19 protein-coding genes and 3 pseudogenes are annotated in these 24,237 nt (G+C 60.5%); 14 read left to right on the forward strand and 8 right to left on the reverse strand.

All coding sequences use genetic code 11. The features are described from left to right. Nucleotides 1–411: 411 nt before the first annotated feature. From OKW98_RS08705 to OKW98_RS27460, 5 genes and pseudogenes are all read left to right on the forward strand, one after another. Nucleotides 412–1,023: a glutathione S-transferase gene (locus OKW98_RS08705; protein ID WP_265388799.1), complete on the forward strand. Its 612-nt coding sequence runs from the start codon at nt 412–414 to the stop codon at nt 1,021–1,023. Nucleotides 1,024–1,222: 199 nt separating this feature from the next. Next, nucleotides 1,223–1,735, forward strand: coding sequence for a hypothetical protein (locus OKW98_RS08710; protein ID WP_265388800.1), 513 nt, complete (start codon nt 1,223–1,225; stop codon nt 1,733–1,735). A 7-nt stretch (nt 1,736–1,742) separates the two neighbouring features. Continuing rightward, nucleotides 1,743–2,183, forward strand: a complete 441-nt coding sequence (locus OKW98_RS08715) for a DUF421 domain-containing protein (protein ID WP_265388801.1) — start codon at nt 1,743–1,745, stop codon at nt 2,181–2,183. 568 nt (nt 2,184–2,751) lie between these two features. Continuing rightward, nucleotides 2,752–3,471, forward strand: a pseudogene (locus OKW98_RS27455) (PAS domain-containing protein); the annotation flags it as partial. A gap of 48 nt (nt 3,472–3,519) precedes the next feature. Beyond that, nucleotides 3,520–3,756 (forward strand): annotated as a pseudogene (locus OKW98_RS27460) (methyl-accepting chemotaxis protein); the annotation flags it as partial. Nucleotides 3,757–3,869: 113 nt separating this feature from the next. Here the strand turns inward: OKW98_RS27460 and OKW98_RS27465 are convergent. After that, the gene (locus OKW98_RS27465) at nt 3,870–4,247 is read right to left on the reverse strand and encodes a response regulator (RefSeq protein ID WP_416148206.1); all 378 of its coding nucleotides are present in this window, start codon (nt 4,245–4,247) and stop codon (nt 3,870–3,872) included. 246 nt (nt 4,248–4,493) lie between these two features. Between OKW98_RS27465 and OKW98_RS08730 the strand changes: the two genes are divergently transcribed. Further along, on the forward strand, nt 4,494–6,305 hold the full coding sequence (locus tag OKW98_RS08730) for an ABC transporter ATP-binding protein (protein ID WP_265388802.1): 1,812 nt from the start codon (nt 4,494–4,496) through the stop codon (nt 6,303–6,305). A 46-nt stretch (nt 6,306–6,351) separates the two neighbouring features. Here the strand turns inward: OKW98_RS08730 and OKW98_RS08735 are convergent, their stop codons facing one another. Together OKW98_RS08735 and OKW98_RS08740 are read right to left on the reverse strand one after the other, a co-directional pair. Further along, nucleotides 6,352–6,537: a hypothetical protein gene (locus OKW98_RS08735; RefSeq protein ID WP_265388803.1), complete on the reverse strand. Its 186-nt coding sequence runs from the start codon at nt 6,535–6,537 to the stop codon at nt 6,352–6,354. Beyond that, nucleotides 6,534–6,749: a hypothetical protein gene (locus tag OKW98_RS08740; protein ID WP_265388804.1), complete on the reverse strand. Its 216-nt coding sequence runs from the start codon at nt 6,747–6,749 to the stop codon at nt 6,534–6,536. The genes OKW98_RS08735 and OKW98_RS08740 overlap by 4 nt, the downstream gene beginning before the upstream one ends. A 283-nt stretch (nt 6,750–7,032) precedes the next feature. On the opposite strand from OKW98_RS08740, the gene OKW98_RS08745 reads away from it, so the two are divergent. The 3 genes from OKW98_RS08745 to OKW98_RS08755 all read left to right on the forward strand — a co-directional run bounded on the left by OKW98_RS08745 (nt 7,033) and on the right by OKW98_RS08755 (nt 10,495). Then, nucleotides 7,033–8,160 (forward strand): acyltransferase family protein, encoded by a 1,128-nt coding sequence (locus OKW98_RS08745; protein WP_265388805.1) that lies wholly within the window; start codon nt 7,033–7,035, stop codon nt 8,158–8,160. Nucleotides 8,161–8,394: 234 nt separating this feature from the next. Further along, nucleotides 8,395–9,870: a catalase KatB gene (gene katB / locus OKW98_RS08750; RefSeq protein WP_265389682.1), complete on the forward strand. Its 1,476-nt coding sequence runs from the start codon at nt 8,395–8,397 to the stop codon at nt 9,868–9,870. A 70-nt stretch (nt 9,871–9,940) separates the two neighbouring features. Next, entirely contained in the window at nt 9,941–10,495 is a 555-nt protein-coding gene (locus tag OKW98_RS08755; protein WP_265388806.1) for an ankyrin repeat domain-containing protein, read from the forward strand. 29 nt (nt 10,496–10,524) lie between these two features. On the opposite strand, the gene OKW98_RS08760 is transcribed toward OKW98_RS08755, so the two are convergent. The 5 genes from OKW98_RS08760 to OKW98_RS08780 form a co-directional block, all read right to left on the reverse strand. Then, a complete protein-coding gene (locus OKW98_RS08760; RefSeq protein ID WP_265388807.1) occupies nt 10,525–12,444 on the reverse strand; it encodes an ATP-binding protein in 1,920 nt (639 codons plus the stop codon). 234 nt (nt 12,445–12,678) lie between these two features. Continuing rightward, on the reverse strand, nt 12,679–13,083 hold the full coding sequence (locus OKW98_RS08765; RefSeq protein WP_265388808.1) for an META domain-containing protein: 405 nt from the start codon (nt 13,081–13,083) through the stop codon (nt 12,679–12,681). Further along, nucleotides 13,080–13,517: a hypothetical protein gene (locus tag OKW98_RS08770; protein ID WP_265388809.1), complete on the reverse strand. Its 438-nt coding sequence runs from the start codon at nt 13,515–13,517 to the stop codon at nt 13,080–13,082. Before OKW98_RS08770 ends, OKW98_RS08765 begins: the two co-directional genes overlap by 4 nt. 85 nt (nt 13,518–13,602) lie before the next feature. Further along, nucleotides 13,603–14,589: a 2-hydroxyacid dehydrogenase gene (locus tag OKW98_RS08775; RefSeq protein WP_265388810.1), complete on the reverse strand. Its 987-nt coding sequence runs from the start codon at nt 14,587–14,589 to the stop codon at nt 13,603–13,605. 211 nt (nt 14,590–14,800) lie between these two features. Continuing rightward, nucleotides 14,801–17,554 carry a response regulator gene (locus OKW98_RS08780; protein WP_265389683.1) on the reverse strand — a complete coding sequence of 918 codons (2,754 nt, stop codon included), beginning with the start codon at nt 17,552–17,554 and terminating at the stop codon, nt 14,801–14,803. Between the two features lie 287 nt (nt 17,555–17,841). Between OKW98_RS08780 and OKW98_RS08785 the strand changes: the two are divergent. The 5 genes and pseudogenes from OKW98_RS08785 to rlmD all read left to right on the forward strand — a co-directional run bounded on the left by OKW98_RS08785 (nt 17,842) and on the right by rlmD (nt 24,205). Further along, nucleotides 17,842–18,944, forward strand: a pseudogene (locus tag OKW98_RS08785) (IS110 family transposase). Between the two features lie 634 nt (nt 18,945–19,578). Then, on the forward strand, nt 19,579–20,325 hold the full coding sequence (locus OKW98_RS08790) for a response regulator transcription factor (protein WP_265388811.1): 747 nt from the start codon (nt 19,579–19,581) through the stop codon (nt 20,323–20,325). Between the two features lie 8 nt (nt 20,326–20,333). Then, nucleotides 20,334–21,713, forward strand: coding sequence for a sensor histidine kinase (locus OKW98_RS08795; protein WP_265388812.1), 1,380 nt, complete (start codon nt 20,334–20,336; stop codon nt 21,711–21,713). 234 nt (nt 21,714–21,947) lie between these two features. Then, nucleotides 21,948–22,850 (forward strand): cysteine synthase CysM, encoded by a 903-nt coding sequence (cysM, locus tag OKW98_RS08800; protein ID WP_265388813.1) that lies wholly within the window; start codon nt 21,948–21,950, stop codon nt 22,848–22,850. Continuing rightward, a complete protein-coding gene (rlmD, locus tag OKW98_RS08805; RefSeq protein ID WP_265388814.1) occupies nt 22,850–24,205 on the forward strand; it encodes a 23S rRNA (uracil(1939)-C(5))-methyltransferase RlmD in 1,356 nt (451 codons plus the stop codon). Before cysM ends, rlmD begins: the two co-directional genes overlap by 1 nt. Nucleotides 24,206–24,237 lie beyond the last annotated feature (32 nt).

Consider the following 24,237-nt stretch of genomic DNA (forward strand, 5'->3'; position numbering starts at 1 on the left):
TTGAGCACATATGCCAGCGGTAAATCCCTATGCATGACCACGGTGCTTCCTTGGGTGATATCAAAACGCTTCACACTAAGCTTGGGCACCTAGCTTGTCTATAACCTGAGAAATTGGGAGGGGGTAATCTTGTTCGAATCACGATTATGTCTACACGGCGCTACAGCCCTCGAATTGAATGGGCGATGCTTTCTCCTGGTAGCAGGTAATGTCCACCGTCTTCTTCTGGCCGAATGCGGCCGACTGCGTGACATTCGGGGTATCTACCCCGACCGTCTGGCGTACCTTCGCTACAGCCAACCGACGCTCTTAAGCTAACGACATCCCCTTTATTCGCTGGAAACCCAAATTCCGCTTTTCTGCCGCAAAGCCAATAAATAGGATTGATCCCACTGGAAAGGAGTGCGCTTTATGAAACTGATTGGAATGCTGGACTCCCCCTATGTTCGCCGTGTGGCGATTTCGCTGGAGGTCATGGGTGTGTCGTTCGAGCACGCAGCGCTTTCGGTATTCAGCGAGTACGAAGCGTTTGGTGCGATCAACCCGGTGGTGAAGGCACCGAGTTTGGTGCTGGATGACGGTAGCGTGTTGATGGATTCGACGCTGATCATCGACTACTTCGAGGCGCTCAGCCCGGCTAAGCAAAAATTGATGCCACACCAGGCCTTGCCTCTGGCGGCATCGCTGCGGATCCTGGGGCTGGCGTTGGCAGCCTGCGAAAAAGCAGTGCAGATCGTTTACGAATACAAACTGCGGCCTGAGGAAAAACGACATCAGCCCTGGCTGGAGCGGGTAACCCAGCAGTTGTTGGCTGCTTGTCGCGCATGGGATGCCCTAATGTCGGGACAGCAACCGGTTGCGCCAGATAGCCCGGGGCAGGTCGACATCACCAGCGCCGTCGCTTGGTCGTTCATTCAGTTGATGGTCGCTGATGTGGTCAGGGCGGATGCGTTCCCGGCGTTGCAGGCACATGCGGCACGCTGGGAAGCTACCGAGCTATTTAAACGCTACCCCCAAGGTTGATTGCCCAACCCAGAGCGGCAGGGCGGTCGGCTCGATCGCTGAATTCGACCCAAAGCGGCCGCTAGCCTGTTCGTAGCGCTAAACCCAAAGACGAGTTCAGCGTCTCAAACGCCCCACGAAATCAGCAGCACACGCTTACCACACCAGAACTTCACACAGATCAAAGAGGTCACATCGCTAGTCCAGACGAGTGATGCGTATGAGCCTCTTAGAGCAGGAAATGCAGGACCGTGAATACCCCGTAGCCGAGGACATGACGCTGCAGCGCAAAGTCTGGAGGTTCCAGAGGGTTGGCTGGTTCGTGCTGATGGCGATTGTCATTCTGACATTGCTCGGCTTGTTTTCCAGAGGCCCGCTCAGCACGCTCGAAACGGTGAGTGAGCAGGGTGATCTGACGGTGCAGTACGAGCGTTTCCACCGAGCTGGCGGGACCAATCCAATGATCGTTCAGGCCACGGGGCAGCCGGGCAAAGAGGTCACTCTGTCGATTGGCAAGCCTATGCTGGATGGCTTCAGCATCGAGTCTATCCAGCCGCAGCCGGTCAGCTCCATGGGCAGTCCCCAAGGTTTGAGTTTTACTTTCCCCACCGACAAGAGCGGTCACGTCACGCTCTTCATCTCATGGCGCAGCAACGGCATCGGGTTGTTTAAAAGTCAGATCAGTGTCGTGGGCGGCGGCCACATTCCCGTCACTCAGTTCATCTACCCATAGGTGCTCAATGGATGCCGTACTACGCACGGGTGCGATTTATTTGGCACTGATGGTGCTCTTCAAGATTTCTGGCCGACGATCATTGGGCGAACTGACGTCGTTTGATTTCGTGCTGCTGATGGTCATTGGCGAAGCCACCCAGCAGGCGCTGCTGGGCGATGACTTCTCCGTAACCAATGCGATTCTGGTCATTGTGACCTTGATGGTGATCGACATCGGACTTTCCCTCGTCAAGCGACGCTCCAAACGCCTGGCCAAGCTGATCGATGGGGGCCCGACGATCATCGTTGAAAACGGTGCTTTCCTGCGTCATCGCATGCACGAGGCCCGCGTTCAGGAAGACGACATCCTGGAGGCCGCAAGGATAGAGCAGGGCTTCGAACGAGTGGAGCAGATCAAGTACGCGATCCTGGAGCGAAACGGCAAGATCTCGATCATTCCTGCCTGATCGTCTGCCCCGACACGGCCTGATGGGGGTGCCACCCAGCTTCGCAAACAGCTTGGTCAGCAGGGGCTTGCCAAGGCTGGATATCAGATCTGGCCGTTGCTCCCTCCGCGTAGCTCGTTTGAAACACACCTCGCAAGCGTAGCCCCTATTACTGAACAATTTCAGCGAGTTGACGGCCATTTATTCAGCCAGACCGATAAAGTTTTTTTCGCTCAAGACGATATGAATGGCAAGGTGCCATGGAGGAGGCCCGTCACGCATTTCGAGTTTGTACCACATGCCCAATTTTTTACTTCTTCGCCGTGATCGTCGCGCCCTGAAGCAACTGCTGACGTCGATCATGAGCGGCGAAAATCCTGAGGTCGCCCAGTGCAAAGAAGGTCCAGCAGTTCTGGATGCCTGGCGCTTGATCCAGTCCTCCAATGAACAATACCAATCGCGCATAGGCCAGCTCGAAAGAGAGCTTGAGGATGCCCGCGAGTTGCTCCGCGAATCGGCAGCCTCCGCGTCAGCCCATGAGATCAGGTTCGATCTGGTCAATCTCGCGTCCAGTGAAGGTCTTTGGGACATGGAGGTCGTGGCCGGCGATCCGGTTAACCCCGGAAATCGCTTTTGGTGGTCGCAGCAGTTTCGCAGCCTTTTGGGATTCAAGGACGAAAGAGATTTTCCAAACGTGCTCGCCAGTTGGGCGGATCGGCTCCATCCGCAGGACAAGCAGGCAACACTCGACGCCTTCGCTCGCCACCTCAACGACAAGTCCGGAATGACTCCCTACAAAGTCAAAAATCGGCTCGCCATGAAAGACGGTTCGTATCGCTGGTTTTACGCACAGGGTGAGACACTCCGAGACGAGCGAGGCACGCCAGTCCGGGTCGCTGGCTCGCTTCGGGATATCCATGACCAACTGGAGCGGGATCAGGAGCACGACGTCATCATCACGAGATTCGAGCTGGCGCGGGAAATGCTCTCGGATGGGCTTTGGGATATGGAGGTCATTGCCGGAGACCCGGTAAACCCTAAAAACCCGTTCTGGTGGTCACCTCAGTTCCGTCGGTTGCTGGGTTTCGAAACGGTTGAGGAGTTTCCAGATGTGTTGGACAGCTGGGCATCCAGATTACACCCGGATGACAAGGACAGAAGCCTCAGCGCTTTCGGGGCCCATTTGAATGACAGATCTGGCAAGACACCTTTTGATATCGAGTACCGGCTGAGGATGAAAAGCGGCGAATATCGGTGGTTTCGTGCGCGAGGCCAGACCAGGCGTGATCCCGCCGGCTCGCCTCTGCGAGTAGTCGGTGCTTTGGTGGACGTCAACTTGCAGCACGAGCAGGAAGTGCTGAGGGAAACAGAGGTCAAGCATCAGCAAACGCTTGAGCACAACATCGCTCAGTTGTCCCAGATCGTGGGGACGATCCAGAGCATCGCCAGCCAGACCAACCTTTTAGCCCTGAATGCGGCTATTGAGGCTGCACGTGCGGGGGAGGCGGGTCGGGGCTTCGCAGTGGTTGCCGACGAGGTTCGCAAGTTGGCAACGCGCACCACTGAAGCCACTGAGCAGGCAGCCGGCATGATTGCCCGCTAGACCCCACTTCCTTCAACCCCCTGGTTCCTTGAATCAGGTCGAGGTCCGAAAAACAGTAGTTCGGAAGAAGACTCTCCAACGCAAACGCCCTGGGATCGGCAGGATCACTGCCGATTTATCGCCAAGGCTAATGCGCGCCGACAAATTGTCCCTATATCCATGGAATGCCAAGGTTTAGGGATGAAAAGTGGAGCATATCCAGACTCCAGGATTTGTTGCCCTCGTCCCCCGGAGGACAAGATCACAGGGATGCGGGGCCAGTGCGCTTGCACCCGATTTGCCAGCCCGATACCGCTCAGCCCACCCGGCATATGGATGTCGGACAGGATGAGATCTGCCCCTCCCGAGGTCTCGCACAACCAGTCCCAAGCGTCGTCGCCCGTCTCTGCTGTTACGACCTCGAAGCCTTCCGTCTCTAAAATTTCATGGATTAAACTGCGGATGAGCCAGTCATCTTCCACCACTAATACGGTTGATAACACTGTGATGTGCCCATGCTTGTTTGTCGTAAAGTTGGACTAGGCCAGTGTCTGGGGGTTCCCACTTCCCATATAGCCTTAGTTCAGGTGTGTTTGCACGTTTATACCGCTCTAATTGAGTGGGGTATCGTTCTATGCAAAGCCTGAATCGCCCTTGATTATCTGGATAGCTATCAATAATACCGGCGGAGCGTGGCGAACTAGCCGGTACAATCCCCTGTCGCTGACCACCCGGAGCCTGCGCCTTTAATGTCGTTGTTCAATCGTTTGACTGCATTTTCAACCCAGAGCGGCAGGGCGGTCAGCCTTGTCTGGGCGACGTCCCGCCCCTTGTTCAGCGGCTTGGTCGTGGCAACGCTGATCGCCGGCATTTTGCCCGCACTTGCCGCCTGGATCGGCCAGCAGATCGTCGATGCGGTGGTTCAGGCGATGCAGATCCATGGCACTGGCAGCCAGGCGCCGGTATGGCCTGTCCTGCGTTACGTGTTGGCCGAGGCGGGCGTATTGGCGTTGCTGGCCGCGGCGCAACGGGCGCTTTCAATGCAGCAAGCGCTGCTGCGGGTGCAGTTGGGGCAGAAGGTCAACCTGATGATCCTCGAAAAAGCCCAGACCCTTTCGCTGCTGCAGTTCGAAGACTCGGCCTTTTACGACAAGTTGGTGCGCGTGCGCCGGGATGCATCGACCCGGCCACTGGGCCTCGTCACAAAAGGGCTGGGGCTTACGCAAAACCTCATCTCGCTGGTCAGCTTCGCGGTGCTGCTGGTGCATTTTTCTCCTTGGGCGCTGCTGATCCTGGTGCTTGGCGCGCTGCCGGTGTTCTTCGCCGAGACGCATTTTTCCGGTAATGCCTTCCGCCTGTTCCAGCGTCGCGCCCCGGAAACCCGCCATCAAAATTACCTGGAAGCCTTGCTGTCCCATGAGTCGCACACCAAAGAAGTGAAGCTGTTCGGCATGGCGCCGTTGTTGCTGCAACGCTATCGCGACAATTTCACGCGCCTGTACGCCGAAGACCGCCGACTCACCGTGCGGCGCGACGCCTGGGGCTTTGTCCTCGGGCTATTGGGCACTGCCGCGTTCTACGTGGCCTACGCCTGGGTGGTCATGGACACCGTGCGCGGCCAGACCACGCTGGGGCAGATGACGATGTACCTGGTGCTGTTCAAGCAAGGCCAGGTCGCCATCACTGCCAGCCTCAGTGCGATTGCCGGGTTGTACGAGGACGGCCTGTACCTGTCTGACCTCTACGAATACCTTGGCGTGCCGGTGGCACCCAGACGCGGCACGCTGAAGGCCGGTGCACGCCCAGGCGACGGCCTGCGCTGCGAGCGCTTGGGGTTCCGCTACCCGGGTGCCGCGCAGCCCACGCTCAGCGACATCAGCCTGCACCTGACGCCTGGCATGAGCCTGGCGCTGGTGGGCGAAAACGGCTCGGGCAAAACCACATTGATCAAACTGCTGACCCGACTCTATACGCCTGACGAAGGCCGGATCCTGCTGGACGGCAGCGATTTGCAGGACTGGGACGGACAGGCCTTGCAGCAGCGCATCGGGGTGATCTTTCAGGACTACATCCGTTACCAGATGACGGTCGGGGAAAACCTTGGTGTGGGTGACGTCGACGCGTTCGATGACCAGGACCGTTGGCGCGATGCGGCCACTCAAGGAATCGCCGCCGAATTCATCGAACGCTTGAGCAACGGCTATCACACACAGTTGGGGCGCTGGTTCGCCGGTGGGCAGGAATTGTCCGGTGGGCAATGGCAAAAGCTGGCGCTGTCGCGAGCCTACATGCGCCGTGAGGCCGACCTGCTGATTCTGGACGAACCGACGGCCGCCCTCGACGCTGCGGCCGAGGCTGCCGTATTCGAGCACTTTCGCGAGTACGCCAAGGGGCGCATGACGTTGCTGATTTCCCACCGATTCTCCAGCGTGCGCAACGCCGATCACATCATCGTGCTGGATCAGGGCCGGATTCTGGAACAAGGCACCCACGCGCAACTGACGGCGGGCGCCGGGCGCTATGCCAGCCTGTTCGACATCCAGGCGCGTGGGTATCGGTAACGGCACGGCTACGTCTTGCGCCCGGAGCCGGCAATCGTCGTGAGGGTTATTTCGTCGTGGGGCCACGATGCCCGGCCAGAGCGCGACGCAGGCGGAAGTTATCCACCCCCAGCGAGATGAGCAGCACGCCGCTCAGCACCGAAAACGCGTCATCGCCCAGATAATGCAGGATCGCCCACGCGAGCAGCGAAACACCCAGGGCGCAAATCAGCAGCAGGACAGAATCTCTCATGCGGTCTGCTGCCAGTGTCGATCCAACATCTTCCCCGGGTGGTCCGAATCAATGATTTCCATGACGGTGACCCTGGAACCAAATTTGTCGATCTGGGTTGCCAGGGCTGTGGCGGTCGCAAGCGCAGTGGTTGCGTTGGCGAATAGCGTTTCCGGGGCGGCAAGCCCGAGCGCATCCATGTTTTCTTTGAAGTACCGGTAAAGCTCGGACATCTGTTGTCTTCCTTGGCAAAGTGGTTATTGCACAACCCGCAGGCGGTCTCGATCGGTCGGGTTGCTATCGTAGTCACCCGGAATGGGTGTGTCCAAAATACATACACGCCCTTGGTAGCCACATTCGCTTTTCTCTAAACCTCACGCCACAATAAGTCTTCGACCACCGCCCCTTGCACAAAACCGTCCCTGCACTATGGTTCTGCCTTAGGTAGTAACGCGACCGAACCCCGATGGGTTGCTTTAGGCGCTTTCGAGCGATGGCATCTTATCGGGGGTTTACATGCAAGAAGCGACACGGTTTCACGCGCTGGACAGCCTGCGCGGTATCTGCGCAATCGCGGTTGTCCTCTATCACACCCATCTCGTCGGCAGTATCACGGAGTGGACCTTCTTCTCCAACGCCGACCTGTTCGTCGAGTTTTTCTTTGTCCTCAGCGGCTTCGTCATGGCGCACGCCTACGGCAGCAAGGGCCAACTGGACGTCAGCCACTTCCTGATTTCGCGCACTTTCCGCCTGTTACCTCTGCATGTGTTCATGCTCGCGGTATTCATCGGCCTGGAATGCCTCAAGTACGCCGCCTACAAACAGGGTTTTTCCTTCAATCAGACACCCTTTACCGGCGCATACGCCCCGTCGCAGATCCTGCCCAATCTCCTGCTGCTGCACAGCTGGACGCACCTGACGGAAAACATGTCATTCAACACGGCGGCCTGGAGCATCAGCATCGAGTACTGGACCTACATGGTCTTCGCCGCAACCCTGTTCATGGCTGCTACTCGTCGATACCTGCTGTGGACAGTTCTTGCGGTCGGCGGATTTGCTCTGCTTTACCGCCAGATCGATGTACTGACCGTCTACGCGCAAAAAGGCTTGGGCTGTTTCTTTGCCGGTGCGTTGGCTTACGCCGTTTTCAACCGCCTAAGACGCTGGATTGCGCCTGGCTTTGCATTGCTCAGCGTGTTGGAAGCCCTGGCAGTAATCGCCATCTGGTGGGTGCTGACCTCTGAGTTGCCGCAAAAGATATTGGCGGCCAGCGCGGTGTTCTGCGTGACCATCGTGCTGTTTGCCTTTGATGGCGGGGCGTTGTCCCGCGTGCTCAAGCATGAATGCTTCGCTCGTCTGGGGCGGTGGTCCTACTCGATCTACCTGACCCATCTGGCCGTGCTGTTCTTCGTGATTTCGGCGTTTATGGTGGTGCAGAAAAAAACCGGCTTTGAAGCCGCGCCGATGCTGAGCAATATCCGCTACCTGGACACCGGGCATGTCTGGCTGAATAACCTGGTGCTACTGCTTATTCTTGCGGTGGTCGTGACGATTTCCAGCGCGACTTATCACTATGTCGAGCTAAGAGGGCAAAGGGTGGGCAAGCAGTTGTTGCGGCGCAGGATGGCGATGCCCGTGGGCTGACGCGGTCAGTCCTCCCCCAGCCAGAACCGCAACGAATACGGCGCTTGCCGAACCGGCCAAGCCAGTCGCCTCACGTCAATATTTTTAAATTTATCAAACACATAGTCAGAACTAATTCAGCATTCGCGGGCTCTAGCCGTAGGCTTTCACTCTCAGAACAACCAAAAACAGAGAGAGTCCGCGATGTATTTACCCCGCTCCCCTATCGCAGCCAGCCTGATTGGCGCGAGCCTGATGGTCAGTTCTGCCGCGTACGCAGACACCCTGACCCGCGACAACGGCGCCGCCGTCGGCGACAACCAGAACTCCCAGACCGCCGGCCCAACCGGCCCGGTCCTCCTGCAAGATGTGCAGTTGCTGCAAAAGCTCCAGCGCTTTGATCGTGAACGCATTCCGGAGCGTGTCGTGCATGCTCGCGGTACGGGCGTACACGGCGAATTCGTGGCTTCCGACGACGCCTCTGATCTGAGCAAAGCCAAGGTCTTCAGCAAAGGCGAGCACACCCCGGTGTTCGTGCGGTTTTCAGCCGTTGTCCACGGCAACCACTCCCCTGAAACCCTGCGTGACCCCCGCGGCTTTGCCACCAAGTTCTACACCGCCGACGGCAATTGGGACCTGGTCGGTAACAACTTCCCGACGTTTTTCATCCGCGACGCGATCAAGTTCCCGGACATGGTCCACGCCTTCAAGCCTGACCCGCGCACCAACCTGGATGACGACTCCCGACGTTTCGACTTCTTCTCCCACGTCCCGGAAGCCACGCGGACGTTGACCTTGCTGTACTCCAACGAAGGCACGCCCGCCAGCTATCGCACCATGGATGGCAACGGCGTACATGCCTACAAACTGGTGAACGCCAAGGGCGAAGTCAACTATGTGAAGTTTCACTGGAAGAGTCTGCAGGGCCTGAAGAACCTCGATCCCAAGCAGGTCGCTGAAGTGCAATCCAAGGACTACAGCCACCTGACCCACGATCTGGTTGCCGCTATCAACAAGGGCGATTTTCCGAAGTGGGACCTGTACGTCCAGGTGGTCAAGCCTGAAGACCTGGCGAAGTTCGACTTCGACCCGCTGGACGCCACCAAGATCTGGCCAAATATCCCCGAGCGCAAAATCGGCCAGATGGTCCTGAACAAGAATGTGGATAACTACTTCCAGGAAACCGAGCAGGTCGCCATGGCGCCAGCCAACGTGGTGCCGGGTATCGAGCCTTCGGAAGATCGCCTGCTGCAGGGCCGGGTATTTTCCTACGCGGACACCCAGCTCTATCGCGTGGGCCCTAACGTGTTGAGCCTCCCGATCAACGCGCCACGGGTCAAGGTCAACAACGGCAACCAGGACGGCCCGCTCAACACTGGCCACACCACCACCGGCGTGAACTACGAGCCAAGCCGACTCAATCCGCGTCCAGCGGCTGAAGAAGCGCGCTACAGCCAGCTGCCACTGTCCGGCAGCACACAGCAGGCCAAGATCCAGAAAGAGCAAAACTTCAAGCAGGCGGGCGACTTGTACCGTTCCTACAGCGAGAAGGACCGCAAGGATCTGATCCAGAGTTTTGGTGAATCCCTGGCGACCACCGATACCGAAAGCAAGAACATCATGCTGTCGTTCCTCTACAAGGCGGATCCGGAATACGGCACCGGCGTGACCAAGGTTGCCAATGGCGATCTGGCCAAGGTCAAGCAACTGGCCGCTGCACTGAAAGACTGACCGACCACCTCGGCCCGTTTGCACGGCGGGCCGAGGCTTTAGGAGGACATGACCTTTTGGAGGACAACACATGCGCAGAACCTTTTATGCGCTGTTGCTGTGTCTAACGGCGGGCGTGGTCGACGCCGGCCCGTCAGATACCGGCAGCACTGCCGATACCCAGGCACAACTTAAAGAGCTGTTTTTTCAGGCCGCCCGAGACGGACGCCAGGACATGCTCAACGAGTTCATCAATGCCAAATTCGACCTGAACGTACAGGACGAAAAAGGCTATACCGCCCTCATTCTCGCCGCTTACCACGGCCAGCAACCTACCGTCACCCAACTGTTGAACGCGGGCGCGGATCCCTGCGCCAAGGATCTAAGGGGCAACACGGCATTGATGGGGGCGATCTTCAAAGGCGAACTCAGCATCGCTCGGCAACTGGTCGCCGCTAACTGTGCGCTCGATCAACGCAATAACGCGGGTCAGACGGCGGCCATGTACGCGGCGTTGTTCCATCGCAAGGATGTTCTTGACGCACTGGCCGCCAAAGGCGCGGATCTCAATGCGACGGACGCCATGGGCAACCGGGTGCAAAACCTGGAGCGCGGCGAGTTTCAGCCGTTGCCGGCGACCAGATGACTGCTCGCAGGCTCTAAAGGTGAGTGTCTTCAGCTCGGCGTGAGTAATTGCTGAGTCAGCAGCTTGAGATGTTTCATAGCGAAAGGTTTGAGCAGCAATTCAGTCTGGCCGCTTTTCAAGGCGATCGCAGGGATGCTGTTTTCGGCGAAACCGGAGATGAACAAGACCTTGAGCGTGGGTCGCGCATCCAGCGCGGCTACGGCTAATTCATCGCCACTCATGCCGCCCGCCAGACCGATATCGGTGATGAGCAAACTGACATCAGGCAGTCGCTCTAGCTGCTGTAGCGCCTGCGCAGCGGTGGCAGCCTTGGCGACCTGGTAGCCCATGTCCAACAATGTTTCGCTGATCAGATCGCGGATGGCGTCCTCATCGTCGACCACCAATATGGACCCGCTCAGCGTGTGAGCCTTGTCCTCCGCCGCCGCTGGCGAGACGACGCCGGGTGCCGGTGCCTGGCCTTGATGCAAGGGCAGAAACAGGTTCACCGTAGTGCCTTTACCGACCTGCGATTCAATCTGGACGTCCCCGGACGATTGTCGGGCAAAGCCGTGGACCATCGAAAGCCCCAGGCCAGTGCCTGAACCCAGTGGCTTGGTCGTGAAGAACGGATCGAATGCACGTTCGAGCACGCTGCGCGGCATACCTGTGCCGGAATCCCTGACACTGAAGCGTGCATATCCACCTGCGCTGAGTGTCCCGGTTGCTTGCGCCGGCTCGATGCGCACAGCGGTGACCTCAATCTGTAGCCGGCCACCTTGGGGCATGGCGTCGCGCGCATTGATGCACAGGTTCAATAGCGCGTTTTCCAACTGATGCGCGTCGCACAAGCACAGCACCGCGTCCTTGCCCGCCAGTACCTCCAGCTCTATACGAGGGGTCAGCGTCCTGCTGATCAGGTCCTCCATTTCCTGAACCAGCAAGGCCGGATCGATTACCGTACTTGCCAGCGTCTGGCGCCTTGCATAGGCCAACAGACGATGGGTGAGGGAGGCGGCGCGATCGGATGCAGTGCGGGCCAGTCCAACGTACCGTGGAAGTTCACCGTGCTTACCTTGAGCAAGTCGTTGTTCGAGCATGTCCAGGCTACTGGTGATCACCGTCAGCAGGTTATTGAAGTCGTGCGCCAAACCGCCGGTCAACTGACCGACCGCCTCCATTTTTTGACTTTGCTGTAATTGCGACCTGACCTCTTCGAACGCTTCCTCGCGTTCTTTTTGAAGAGAGATGTCACGGGCTACCGCGAAGTAATGCCCCTCGCGACGCGCAATTCGCCAGTTCAGGTGCAATAGCGTTCCATTGCTGCGGGGACCCTGGCTATCGAGCTCAGCTACCGGCACCTCGCTGAGTCTGCGCAAGGCATCGGACAGCTGCGAAGGCGAGATAAAGCTGAAAAATGCCCCGTCTTTGAGTGCATGTTCAGCGTGTCCCGTCTCGATTTGCCAGGAGGGATTCATCGCAACGACTTCGCCGTGTTCGGACAGCATGCAGATCAGGTCGGGGGAGACATTCCAGATGCCATCCCGCTCCAGGGTGCGTCGCTCAACTTCAAACTCCAGATGATCATTGAGATCGGAAAGCGCGTTCAAGCTCTTCTGGAACAATGCGCAGATGACTGACATGCCGAAGGTCACCAATGCGAAGCTCGCGCTGCTGGCCCAGGTCGAAAACCCATCGCTGAAACCGATCTCGCCGATGAAAAAATATTGCGCAGCGAGAACCGCCAGCACGCACCCAAAAGCGGATGGTCCGACCCCGAAGCAGAACCCGACGAACATCAGTCCGGGAATGAAAAACAGGTAGGGCAGGGCGGTGAAGGGAAGCAGCGAGCGAAGCGCGCAACACAGCGTAACGATCAAGAGTGCGCCCGCATAACGAGCCGGTTTGCTCCGCCGAGCGCGGGCAAAGCGTCGAACTGACTCAAGGCGCGATGACAAAATACTGATCAAGTGGGCTCCATGGGTCAGCTCCGGACGCTCGGGTACGCTAAGGCAGTACAGCATAAAAGGGAGGGACTGCGATGTAAGGCTTATCGGCCAACGCGCGGGCTGCTTGAGTGGCCTATGGCATCCGTCTCTATGAGCAGTGGGCCACTCGGATTATCACTATGGCGAGCTTAGAAGGCAGGCTGTGGGCGAGCAGCAGTTGTCGCGCAAGATGGCAATGCCCGCGGGCCGACGGACTCAGCCCTCTTCCAGCCAGAACCGCAGCGGTTTGCCCTGGGCAGGCCAGAGCCGCAATTGCTCGATGGGCGACACATCCCACCGCTGCACCTTGCCCATCGCTTCAAGGAAGCGATGTTCCTGCTCCATCAGCGCCGGCGCGCACAGTTTGCGGGTGCTGCCGACCGGTCCGAAGGTGATGGCATCGCCCTGCAACTGGTACGACGCAAACCAGTGGTTGCAGCCGGCATTGCCGTAGGCGCGGCCGTCGTTGCCCAGGGTCATGGTCAGGTGGCTGTTGTCGATCAACGGCCGTTCACCGATCCATTCCAGCACGTAGCCGTGGTCTTGCTTGAGAGCAGGGGCTTCGGTGGCGCATCCCGCCAGCAGTGTGGCCGCCAGCAGTGTCAGCAAAAGCGGTTTCATGCGGCTTTCTTTGCGCAGGCAGGGCAGAGGTGGTTCTCGCCAACGACCTTCCAGCCCAGCTCCTCGATGCGCGCGGTGGCGGCAGGCTTGAGAGCTTTTTTGCCGTCCTTGCCATCGACCATGAACTCGATGTCGCGCTCTTTGCCGCAGTCGTTGCAGTTGACTTTCCACTGATGGATCGCCAGCTCGGTGAACGCCGGGCCGTTGGCAACGGCCACCCACTGACCGGTCGGGTTGATCAGGTGGCGGACTTTTTCCACGTTCAGGCGCATGAACAGCTCTTTGCTGCCTTTGACGGTGACCAGCAGCACGTCCTCGGGCTTGATCGAGCCGCCGTTGCCGGTCACTTGATAGCGACCGACCGCCAGGCTGCGGCATTCGATCAAGGTGTGTTGCGGGGTGAGCATGCTGTAACGGAAATCGTGTTCGGCCATGGGGGTCTCCAAATAGGCGCGCATGCTAACACTTTAGAGGATGAATTCTCGCGTCCGACGACCCTGTAACCGGCAGCACGCGTGCTTACTGCACCAGATTCTGCGGGCTGCCCGCTGCCCAATGGATGATGTTATCCAGCGTCGTCTGGGCGATGGCGCCGAGGGCTTCTTTGGTCAGAAACGCCTGATGGGCGGTGATTATCACATTGGGGAACGTCAGCAGGCGCGCCAGCACATCGTCCTGCAGCGGCAGGTCCGAGCGGTCCTCGAAAAACAGCTGCGCTTCCTCTTCATAAACGTCCAGCCCGAGGTAGCCCAGTTGGCCGCTCTTGAGTGCGTCGATCAGCGCCGGCGTGTTCACCAGCGCGCCGCGACCGGTATTGATCAGCATCGCGCCGCGCTGCATGCGCGTCAGCGAGTCCGGGTTGATCAGGTGCCGGGTGTGATCATTGAGCGGGCAATGCAGGCTGATGATCTGCGCTTCGGCGAGCAGGTCGTCGAGGGGCAGATAGCGGGCGCCCAGTGCTTCAACCAGCGGGTTCGGGTAGGGATCGTAGGCCAGCAGTCGGCAGCCGAAGCCCGCCATGATCCGCGCGAACGTCGCACCGATCTGCCCGGTGCCGACCACGCCGACGGTCTTGCCCACCAGATCGAAACCGGTCAGGCCGTGCAGGCTGAAGTCGCCGTCGCGGGTGCGGTTGTAGGCGCGGTGCAGATGGCGGTTGAGCGAGAGGATCAACGCCACCGCGTGTTCGGCGACGGCATGGGGCGAGTAGGCCGGCACCCGGACGACGCTGAGGCCCAGCCGCTTGGCGACGGCGAGGTCGACGTGATTGAAACCGGCCGAGCGCAGCGCGATGAGTCGGGTGCCGCCTGCGGCCAGTTGCTCCAGGACCGGCGCGCTCAGGTCGTCGTTGATGAAGGCACAGACCACCTCGTACTGATCGGCCAGCGCCACGGTGTCCAGCGTCAACCGCGCGGGCTGGAAATGCAGATCGATGTCCGGCGCGACCTGCGCGCCAAGAAAGCTCTCGCGGTCGTAGGTCTGGCTGCTGAAGATAAGCGTGCGCATGGGTGCTCCTTTATAGATGGGCCTGGAGTGTCGCATCGAACGTGGGTGTTGGGCCTGACGCCAATCCACCGTAGGAGCCGGCTTGCTGGCGAACGGGATCGGTCAGCGCCATCAATTTAGCCTGACCCACCGCGTTCGCCAGCAAGCCGGCGTCTACAGGTCATGCGGCACTGCAGCTTATCCACCACAGAACAAAGGCCTTAGACCCAGATCAAGCCGTCACACGCGCCTCGGTTTCCAGTCGGCTGATGGCCTTCTCCAATTCATCCAGTGCCTTGTCGCTGTCCGCCGATTCTTGCTTGAGCAGGGTTTCACTGCGCTGACACGCCGCGCGCAATTGCGGGACGCCGCAGTAACGGGTGGCGCCGTGGAGGCGGTGGACGCGTTCGATCAGCGCGACGTTATCCTTGGCCTCGCGGGCAGTGAGGATGGCTTCGCGGTCGGTGGCGAGGGAAGCCAGCAGCATCGCCAGCATGTCCGCGGCCAGGTCGGCTTTGCCCGCCGCCAGCCGCAGCCCTTCTTCGTGATCGAGCACCTGCAGATTGATGCCGCCCTGGGCGATTTCGACGTGCCGTTCCGGCGCCTGATTGCGCAGCGCCAGCCCGGTCCACTTCAGCACCACCTGCGCCAGTTGACGCTCGCTGATCGGCTTGGTCAGGTAATCGTCCATGCCGCTCTGCAACAGCGCGCGCTTCTCGTTGGCCATAGCGTGGGCGGTGAGGGCGACGATGGGCAGCGACGTGGCCTGACGCTCGCTCTCCCAGCTGCGAATTTCTTCGGTGGCCTGACGCCCGTCCATGCCCGGCATCTGCACGTCCATCAGCACCAGATCGAAGGGTTCATCCTGCACCGCTTGCACCGCGGCATAACCACTGTCGACGGCCTTGACCCTGGCACCCATGTCTTCGAGCAAGGTCTGCACCAGCAAAAGATTGGCCGGGTTGTCGTCCACGCAGAGAATGCGCGGCGGCCGGCTCGACAGCGGCTCCTGCACCTCGTTGCGCAGTTGCTTGGGCTGGATCAGCTCCGACAGCGCGCGGCGCAATTTGCGCGTACACGCCGGCTTGGCCTGCAACTGGTTATAGGCGTCGGGCACGGAAAGTTGATACAGCGCCTGCTCGGTGGTCGGGCACAGCACCAGCACTTTGCAGTTGAGGTTTTCCAGGTCCCAGATCTGCTGGCGCAGGCGCTCGGGCGGCAGCTCGTGGGCGGTCACGCCGAGCACGGCCATGTCGATGGCGTGGGGCGTCTGATGCACCACCGTCACGCCATTGATGAGGTTTTCCAGGTTGTTGAAGACCATCGGCTGCAGGCCGCAGTCTTCCAGTTGATGTTCCAGCGCCTGGCGCGACAGATCGTGATGCTCCAGCACCGCCACGCGACGGCCCAGCAGCGGCGGGGCGGGCAGGTCTTCGAGGTCGTCGCGGGTTTTCGGCAGCGTCAGGCTGATCCAGAACTCCGAGCCTTCACCCGGCGTGCTCTGGACGCCGATCTCGCCGCCCATCTGCTCGACCAGCCGCTTGGAAATCACCAGCCCCAGCCCGGTGCCGCCCGAGTGCCGCGACAGGGAATTGTCTGCCTGGCTGAACGCCTGAAACAGCGCGCGCACGTCCTGGCTGGACAGGCCGATGCCGGTGTCCTGCACGCTGATGCGCAGTTGCACGGTGGTGTCGTGTTCCTCCTCCAGCATCGCCCGCGCCACGATGGTGCCCTCGCGGGTGAACTTGATGGCGTTGCTGACGAGGTTGGTCAGGATCTGCCGCAGCCGCAACGGATCGCCCACCAGCGACAGCGGCGTGTCGCGATAGACCAGACTTACCAGTTCCAGCTGTTTGGCGTGGGCGGCGGGGGCGAGGATGGTCAGGGTGTCCTGCAACAAGTCGCGCAGGTTGAACGGAATCGCGTCGAGGACCAGCTTGCCGGCCTCGATCTTCGAGAAATCCAGAATCTCATTGATGATGCTCAACAGGTTGTCGGCGGATTTTTCGATGGTGCCCAGGTAATCGTACTGACGCGGCGTCAGCTCGCTTTTCTGCAACAGGTGGGTGAACCCGAGGATGCCGTTGAGCGGCGTCCGGATCTCATGGCTCATGTTCGCCAGAAACTCGGACTTGATCCGGCTGGCCTCCAGGGCTTCTTTGCGCGCCAGGTCCAGCTCGATGTTCTGAATCTCGATGGTTTCCAGGTTCTGGCGCACGTCTTCGGTGGCCTGCTCGATGCTGTGCTGTAATTCTTCCTGGGCGTTCTGCAACGTCGCCGCCATGCGGTTGATGCCCGAACCCAGCTCATCCAGCTCGTAACTGCCCATGGGCGGCAGTCGCGCTTCCAGATTGCCGTCCTTGAGTTGCGCGACGACGTGTTTGATCTGGGTGATCGGGCCGTTGATGGTGCGGCTCATGCGCAGCGACAGCATGGCGGTCAGACCGAGGCCAAGGACAATCAGTATGAGGCTGGCGAACAGGCTGCGATAACCGCGCAACAGCGTGCCGTTGTGCGACAGCTCCAGCTCGACCCAACCGAGCAGGCGATCGGCTTCGGCGGGAACCACATCGCCGGTCAGATGACGGCTGCGCCCGAACACCGGCATCAGATAGCGCGTGGCGTCGTTTTCCGAGCGCTGCAGCATGTGCGTGCTGTTGCCGACGGGGGCCTGGTTGATCATGCTCGGCCCGGCGTGGGCCAACATCGCGCGGCCGGCATCAAGGAACGACACCGCGCGCACGTCGGCCTGTTCCAGCACTTGGCCGGCGATGCGTTCTAGCATCGGCTGGTCGCCACTGGCCAGCGCGCCGGCGGACAGCGGCGCCAGCTCGTTGGCAATCATCTCGCCACGCTTTAGCAGCTGAGTCTGCAACTCGGTCAGCTGCATCCAGGTGAAATACCCGCCCAGCAGCGCCGCCATCAGGCAGGCCGGCAGCAGGGTCAGCAGCATGACGCGGCCTTTGATGCCCACTTTTTTCAGCACACTTCTTCTCCACCAACCCGGCACGAATTCAGGCAATTGCTGCGCCAACGCAGCGTGTGACGCGCAATCACTGCGCAGTGTAGTCATTTGCGCTTCGATCGGGTGGGCCGGATGCCTGTGCATGGGTGTCCGATGGCTGCGCACTGCTGTCGGATGGCTGCTGATCCGTCGTCGAATCTGGATGCCACGGCTGTCGTGGAACGCGTAATTGGATGGACTCGCCCAGGCCGAGGCGTCAATGCGCCACGGTGGCAGTCTAAACAGCCAACGACAGCGAGGGCGAGTCCATGAAAAAGCATACGACGGTTAATCAGTCTCTGTCTTCATCCGATCTCCCGGCATGCACCACCGTGGCGATTGATCTTGCCAAGCGGGTCTTTCAGATCGCTGGTGAAGATGCCTTGGGCCAGGTGCTCTATGAGGAGCGGATCAAGTCACGAGAAGCCTTCTACGCATTTTTGTGCAAGCTCGAACCGCACGTTATCGTTCTCATGGAAACCGGTCCGGGCGCTCAAGCCTGGGCGCGGCAGCTGCAAGATCAGGGCAATCTGGCACGCATACTTCCAGCCGGGCGCGTCGCTGATCATCGCAGCGGCGCCAAGAATGATCGCAACATGCGCTCGCAATATTGCGCGCGGGCCGCGACAGCAGAATTTCGGCAGTGCCCATCAAAAGTGCCGCGGAGTTGGCCATGCAGGCATTGCACCGTATTCGCCAAGGTTACGTGCGTCGGCGCACAGCAGTGGGTAACCAGATGCGCGGTTTGCTGCTCGAGCACGGCGTCGCCATGGCGCAAGGCGAGGTGGCGATCAGCCAGAAAGTACCTCGGGTACTGGAAGACGCTACCCAGCCGTTGCCGGAGATGTTGCGCGAACTGATCGACGAGTTGCTGGGCGAATGGCGCCATTTGGGCGAGCGAGTCAGTGTATTGACCGGGCGTCTGGAGGTTGCTGCGAAACGGGACAAGACCGCCGTGCGGCTGATGACCATACGCGGTGTCGGGCCGATCATTGCCACCGCGATAGTAGCCAAGCAAACCCGGCCTGAGCGATTCGCTGACGCGCGCATGTTTGCGGCCTACTTCGGCCTGGTGCCCGATCAAAACAGCTCAGGAGAGCGGGTTCGCCTGGGTCGAATGACCAAGCGTGGTGATGGGTACATCCGCAGCCTGGCGATACAGGGTGCTCATGCAGTGTTGAGGCAGCTGCGGCACGACTCCGAGCAGCCGGATGACCGTCGGCTGTTGCAGTGGCTGAGCCGTCTGGGAAGCAAAAAAGCCGCCGTACGGCTGGCGAACCGCAACCTGCGCATCATCTGGTCGCTTTTACAGAATGATCAGACTTATCGTCGTGAGCCGTCCAATAGGCAGGCGGCGGCGATGAGTCACTGATCCAAAGCGTTCTGCCACCGGGGCGCAAAAGCGCTCCTGCCCCTGCTAGAAAACATTGACCCCAGGTAAGACCGTCGCGGATAGATGCCTTGGCTCCTACTGGCCCTTGAGGCCTGACTGTAATAGGCATACCGCGAGCTCAACCAATGTTGGCCAGAAGCCCAGAGCGGCTTCCTCGAACAGGCCTTATACATAGATGCAACCGGGTGGCGGTGTTGAAAAGCGGGTAGACAGTGGAGGCGAGTCCATACATAGGAGCCGGCTTGCTGGCGAACCCACTGGGTCAGTCGACATCTTCTTTTCAGATCCACCGCGTTCGTCCGATCGCGGCCCGCAGCAAGCCGGCTCCTACGGATTTTGTGTACGCCGTAAATTGCCTGCGTTGCCGAGATCCAGCGGATTGTGTACGCCGAAGATTGCCTGCGTTGCCGAGATCCAATGTAGGAGCGCGCTTGCCCGCGAAGGCATTCTGCCTGTGACGAATCGATTGCCTGACCCACCGCCTTCGCGGGCAAGCGCGCTCCTACAGTTCATTCTGGTATACGCAATATGCCCATCGCTCCGCCAGGCCAGCATTGCTCCGCCGCGCGCAATCTTGAATAATCCGCGTCTTGAGAATCAGTCGCAGACGCCAATGAATCCCGCCAGCATCCACCGCCCTCACATACTTGCCATCGAGGACGATGTCGTGCTCGGCGCTTTTGTCCACGATCAGCTCGATCGCTGCGGGTTTCAGGTGACCTGGTGCCAGAACGGCGCCGAAGGGCTGGCCTGCGCGCAACGCGAGCCGTTCGATGTCGTGCTCATGGACATCCTCTTGCCGGGGATGAACGGCCTCGACATCCTCACCCATCTGCGCCGTCGTCACACCGTGCCGATCATCCTCATGTCCGCCCTGGGCGCCGAGGCCGACCGCATCACCGGCTTCCAGAACGGCGCCGACGATTACCTGCCCAAACCCTTCAGCGTCGATGAACTGCGCGTGCGCATCGAGGCGATCCTGCGCAGGGTGGATTTGGAAAGACGCTTCCACGCCCTCACGGCGAGCGAGCCCGAGGCCAGCACCGAGAAACCCGAAGAAGACGGTCTGACCTTCGATGAGGGCCGCTGCGACGTTTCCTTCGCGGGCACCCCGGCGCAATTGACCGGCAGCGAATACCGCCTGCTGGAAACCCTGTGGCGCAACCCCGAAGACGTCCTCAGCAAGGCCTTCCTTTATCAGCACGTTTTGCAGCGCGGCTATTCCCAGCACGACCGCAGCCTGGACATGCACATCAGCCAGATTCGCCGCAAGCTCAAGGCCGTCGGCTATCAGGCGCGGCAGCTGCGCACGGTCTGGGGCAAGGGCTACGTGCTGACAGCGGCGGTGCTGGATGGCTGAGGTGTTGAATGGTTGAGCCACGCAAAAGACTGCCCGGCCGGCATTCGCTGTTCTGGAAACTGGCCGTCCTGCTGGTCGGTTTCTGCCTGTTGATGATCTGGCTCAGTTGGTATTGGGGTCGCTACATCGAGACCCGTAACGCCTATCTGAACGCCGAGGCCCATCAGGTAATGAACGACTATGCGGCGCAGGCCGAACGAGCGTGGAGCAGGGGCGGCCAGGGCGGCATCGACGAATGGCTGAAGCAGGTCCGTCAGCAGGAAAGCGGCTGGGTCGGGGTGATTGGCAGCGATTTGCAATCACTCGGCAGTGCGCCGCTGACCCGCGAGCAGTCCCGGCGCCTGACCTTCATGCGCGGCATCGACTGGCCCATGAGCACGCGGCAGAAGACCGTGCCTTGGCTGAAGATTGCGTTTCCCGGCAACCCGGACGCCGGCAGTCTGGTGATCGAATTGCCCGAGCGCTACAAACCGGGGCGTTATGCGCTGATCGGGCAGATGCTGACCAACGTGTTGATTCCCGCGTTATTCACGCTGCTGCTGTGCGTCGGGCTGTATCGCTTGTTGATTCGTCCACTCAACCAGCTGCGCGAGCAGGCCAACGCATGGCGAGCCGATCGGCTGACCAGCCGACTGTCGCCGCACATGACCGAGCGCCGCGATGAGCTGGGCGAGCTGAACCGCGCCTTCGATCACATGGCTGCGCGCCTGCATTCGACGGTGCAGGTCCAGCAGCAGTTGTTGCGCGATCTTTCCCACGAACTGCGCACGCCCCTGAGTCGCCTGCGGGTGGCCTGCGACAGCGAGCAAAGCCTGCCCGAACTGCGCGAGCGCCTGAGCCGGGAAGTGGATGGCATGCGCCGGCTGGTGGACGACACCTTGCAGCTGGCCTGGCTCGACACCGAGCGCGAAAAACTGCCCGGCGAGGACATTCAGGTGGTGGCGCTGTGGGAGATGCTGGTGGACGACGCCTGTTTCGAAACCTGCTGGCCGTCCCGTCAGTTGCGCTGCGATCTGGACAGCGAATGCTGGGTCAGTGGCCATCTCAACACCTTGGCCCAGGCGCTGGAGAACATTCTGCGCAACGCCATCCGCCATTCGCCGCCCGAGGGCATCGTGCGGCTGGACGGTCGGCGGGATGGCGATGACTGGCTGTTGTGGCTGGAAGATCAGGGCGGCGGGATTGACGAGGGCGATCTCGATCGGATCTTCGCCCCGTTCATCCGCCTGGACGGCGCCCGCCCCGGCGACGGGGGTTTCGGGCTGGGTTTGAGCATTGCGCGCAACTCGCTGCGTCTGCAGGGCGGGGACCTGTGGGCGGAGAATACCGGGCAGGGCTTGAAGATGATCATGCGGTTGCCGGCCCGACACACGGAAGCCGCTGTTTGAACCGGCCTATATCGAAATTGTAGGAGCGCGCTTGCCCGCGAAAGGGGTGGGTCAGTTGAGGTCGATGGCACAGGCCTGTCGCGTTCGCGGGCAAGCGCGCTCCTACAGTTCGCTTTACTGGTTCTTCGGGTCCTTATTCCATTCAGCGATAACCACCTCACTTTGCGTGATATGGGCTGACAGCGATTGCCGGTATGATAGGCGACCCCCGCACGTCTGGATCGCGAACACGCCATGACCCTGCAGTATCAAACCATCGCCGATTGCGTCGGCAACACCCCGCTGGTGCGTCTGCAACGCATGGCCGGGAACACCAGCAACACGTTGCTGCTCAAGCTCGAAGGCAATAACCCGGCCGGTTCCGTGAAGGACCGCCCGGCGCTGTCGATGATTACCCGTGCCGAAGAGCGCGGGCAGATCCACCCCGGTGACACCCTGATCGAAGCCACCTCCGGCAACACCGGCATCGCCCTGGCCATGGCTGCGGCGATCAAGGGCTATCGCATGATCCTGATCATGCCGGACAACTCCAGCGCCGAGCGCAAGGCGGCGATGACCGCTTATGGCGCCGAGCTGATTCTGGTCAGCAAGGAAGACGGCATGGAAGGCGCCCGTGACATGGCCGAGCGCATGCAGGCTGAAGGCCGCGGCAAGGTGCTCGACCAGTTCGCCAACGGCGACAACCCTCAGGCTCATTACGTCGGCACCGGCCCGGAAATCTGGCGGCAGACCGGCGGCACCGTCACCCATTTCATCAGTTCCATGGGCACCACCGGCACCATCATGGGCACCTCGCGTTTCCTTAAAGAGCAGAACCCGAACATCCAGATCGTCGGCCTCCAGCCTATGGACGGCGCGTCGATTCCGGGGATTCGCCGCTGGCCTCAAGAATACCTGCCGAGCATTTACCAAGCCGACCGCGTCGACCGGATCATGGACATGGGCCAGGCCGAAGCCGAGGACGTCATGCGTCGTCTGGCGCGGGAAGAAGGCATTTTCTGTGGCGTCTCGTCAGGCGGTTCGGTTGCCGCCATGTTGCGGCTGTCTCGGGAAGTCGAAAACGCGGTGATGGTCGCGATCATTTGTGACCGAGGCGACCGTTACCTGTCGACCGGCGTCTACGATGCGCCCAACTGATGGCCAAGCGTGATGCAGGCCTGCGTTTCCAGCCCAGCGGCGGCACCCGGACCGCGCAGGTCCCCACCGGTAAAAAACAACGCCTGACCATCGAGCGACTGGCCAATGACGGTCGCGGCATCGGTTTCGTCGACGGCCGCACCTGGTTTGTCATGGGCAGTCTGGCCGGCGAAGAGGTCGAGGCCCGCGTGCTCAATGCCCACGGTAAAGTCGTCGAAGCCCGCACCGAGCGGGTGTTCCAGGCCAGCCCTGTGCGCCGGCCGGCCGCGTGCCCGCATTTCGGCCGTTGCGGCGGTTGCAGCACCCAGCACATGCCCCACGCCGAACAGCTCGCCCTGAAACAGAGCATGCTCGCCGAGCAATTGAGCCGCATCGCCGGGGTCGAGCCGGAGGAATGGTCAGCGCCGCTGACGGGTGAAGAATTTGCCTATCGCCGCCGTGCCCGCGTCGCCGTGCGCTGGGACGTCCGCGCCAAGCGGCTGGACGTCGGATTCCGCGCCGCAGCGAGCCAGGACATCATCGCCATCGAACAATGCCCGGTGCTGGTACAGGCCTTGCAACCGATCATGACAGGGCTGGCGCCCATGCTTCGCAGCCTGGGCAAGCCTCAGGCGCTGGGGCATGTCGAGCTGTTCAGCGGGTCGGCCACTGCCGTGCTGTTGCGGCACACCGCGCCGCTGCCTGAAAGCGATCTGGCAATCCTCAAGGCATTTTGCGACACCCATGACGCGCAGCTGTGGTTGCACGGCGAAGGCGAGCCACAGCCGGTCGACCCCTGCGCGCAACTGGGCTACCGCCTGGAACCGTGGAATCTGTCCCTGGCCTATCGCCCTGGCGACTTCGTGCAGGTCAACGCTCAGGTCAACACCGCGATGATCGAGCAGGCCCTGGCCTGGCTCGCACCGCGCAAGGACGAACGAGTGCTGGACTTGTTCTGCGGGCTTGGTAACTTCGCGCTGCCGCTGGCGCAGATGACGCGCGACGTGGTGGCGGTCGAGGGCGTCGACGCCATGGTTCAGCGTGCGACGGTCAATGCCGCCAGCAACGGTTTAAGCAACGTGAAGTTTTATCAGGCCGATCTGTCGCAGCCACTGGACAAGGCGGCCTGGGTGGCGGAAGGTTTCGCCGCAGTGCTGCTCGATCCGCCGCGTGACGGTGCGTTCGAAGCAGTGGGCAAACTCAAGTCGCTGGGCGCTCAGCGCGTCCTTTATGTGTCGTGCAACCCGGCAACGCTGGCGCGCGACACGGTTGAATTGATCAAGCAGGGCTACCGTTTAAAACGTGCCGGAATCCTCGATATGTTCCCGCAGACAGCGCATGTCGAGGCGATGGCGTTATTTGAAGCGAGCAAGTGAGGCAGCGGCTCAGGAAATGCCGATGCCTTACA

The sequence above is a fragment of the Pseudomonas sp. KU26590 genome (genome assembly GCF_026153515.1).
Taxonomy (GTDB): domain Bacteria; phylum Pseudomonadota; class Gammaproteobacteria; order Pseudomonadales; family Pseudomonadaceae; genus Aquipseudomonas.

Coding starts and splice junctions, on each gene's coding strand:
- OKW98_RS08795 (WP_265388812.1), top strand. CDS start 20,334: ATGGTTGAGCCACGCAAAAGACTGCCCGGCCGGCATTCGCTGTTCTGG.
- OKW98_RS08790 (WP_265388811.1), top strand. CDS start 19,579: ATGAATCCCGCCAGCATCCACCGCCCTCACATACTTGCCATCGAGGAC.
- OKW98_RS08755 (WP_265388806.1), top strand. CDS start 9,941: ATGCGCAGAACCTTTTATGCGCTGTTGCTGTGTCTAACGGCGGGCGTG.
- OKW98_RS08730 (WP_265388802.1), top strand. CDS start 4,494: ATGTCGTTGTTCAATCGTTTGACTGCATTTTCAACCCAGAGCGGCAGG.
- OKW98_RS08710 (WP_265388800.1), top strand. CDS start 1,223: ATGAGCCTCTTAGAGCAGGAAATGCAGGACCGTGAATACCCCGTAGCC.
- OKW98_RS08740 (WP_265388804.1), bottom strand. CDS start 6,749: ATGTCCGAGCTTTACCGGTACTTCAAAGAAAACATGGATGCGCTCGGG.
- OKW98_RS08775 (WP_265388810.1), bottom strand. CDS start 14,589: ATGCGCACGCTTATCTTCAGCAGCCAGACCTACGACCGCGAGAGCTTT.
- OKW98_RS08770 (WP_265388809.1), bottom strand. CDS start 13,517: ATGGCCGAACACGATTTCCGTTACAGCATGCTCACCCCGCAACACACC.
- OKW98_RS08735 (WP_265388803.1), bottom strand. CDS start 6,537: ATGAGAGATTCTGTCCTGCTGCTGATTTGCGCCCTGGGTGTTTCGCTG.
- OKW98_RS08705 (WP_265388799.1), top strand. CDS start 412: ATGAAACTGATTGGAATGCTGGACTCCCCCTATGTTCGCCGTGTGGCG.
- OKW98_RS08745 (WP_265388805.1), top strand. CDS start 7,033: ATGCAAGAAGCGACACGGTTTCACGCGCTGGACAGCCTGCGCGGTATC.
- rlmD (WP_265388814.1), top strand. CDS start 22,850: ATGGCCAAGCGTGATGCAGGCCTGCGTTTCCAGCCCAGCGGCGGCACC.
- OKW98_RS08765 (WP_265388808.1), bottom strand. CDS start 13,083: ATGAAACCGCTTTTGCTGACACTGCTGGCGGCCACACTGCTGGCGGGA.
- katB (WP_265389682.1), top strand. CDS start 8,395: ATGGTCAGTTCTGCCGCGTACGCAGACACCCTGACCCGCGACAACGGC.
- cysM (WP_265388813.1), top strand. CDS start 21,948: ATGACCCTGCAGTATCAAACCATCGCCGATTGCGTCGGCAACACCCCG.
- OKW98_RS08715 (WP_265388801.1), top strand. CDS start 1,743: ATGGATGCCGTACTACGCACGGGTGCGATTTATTTGGCACTGATGGTG.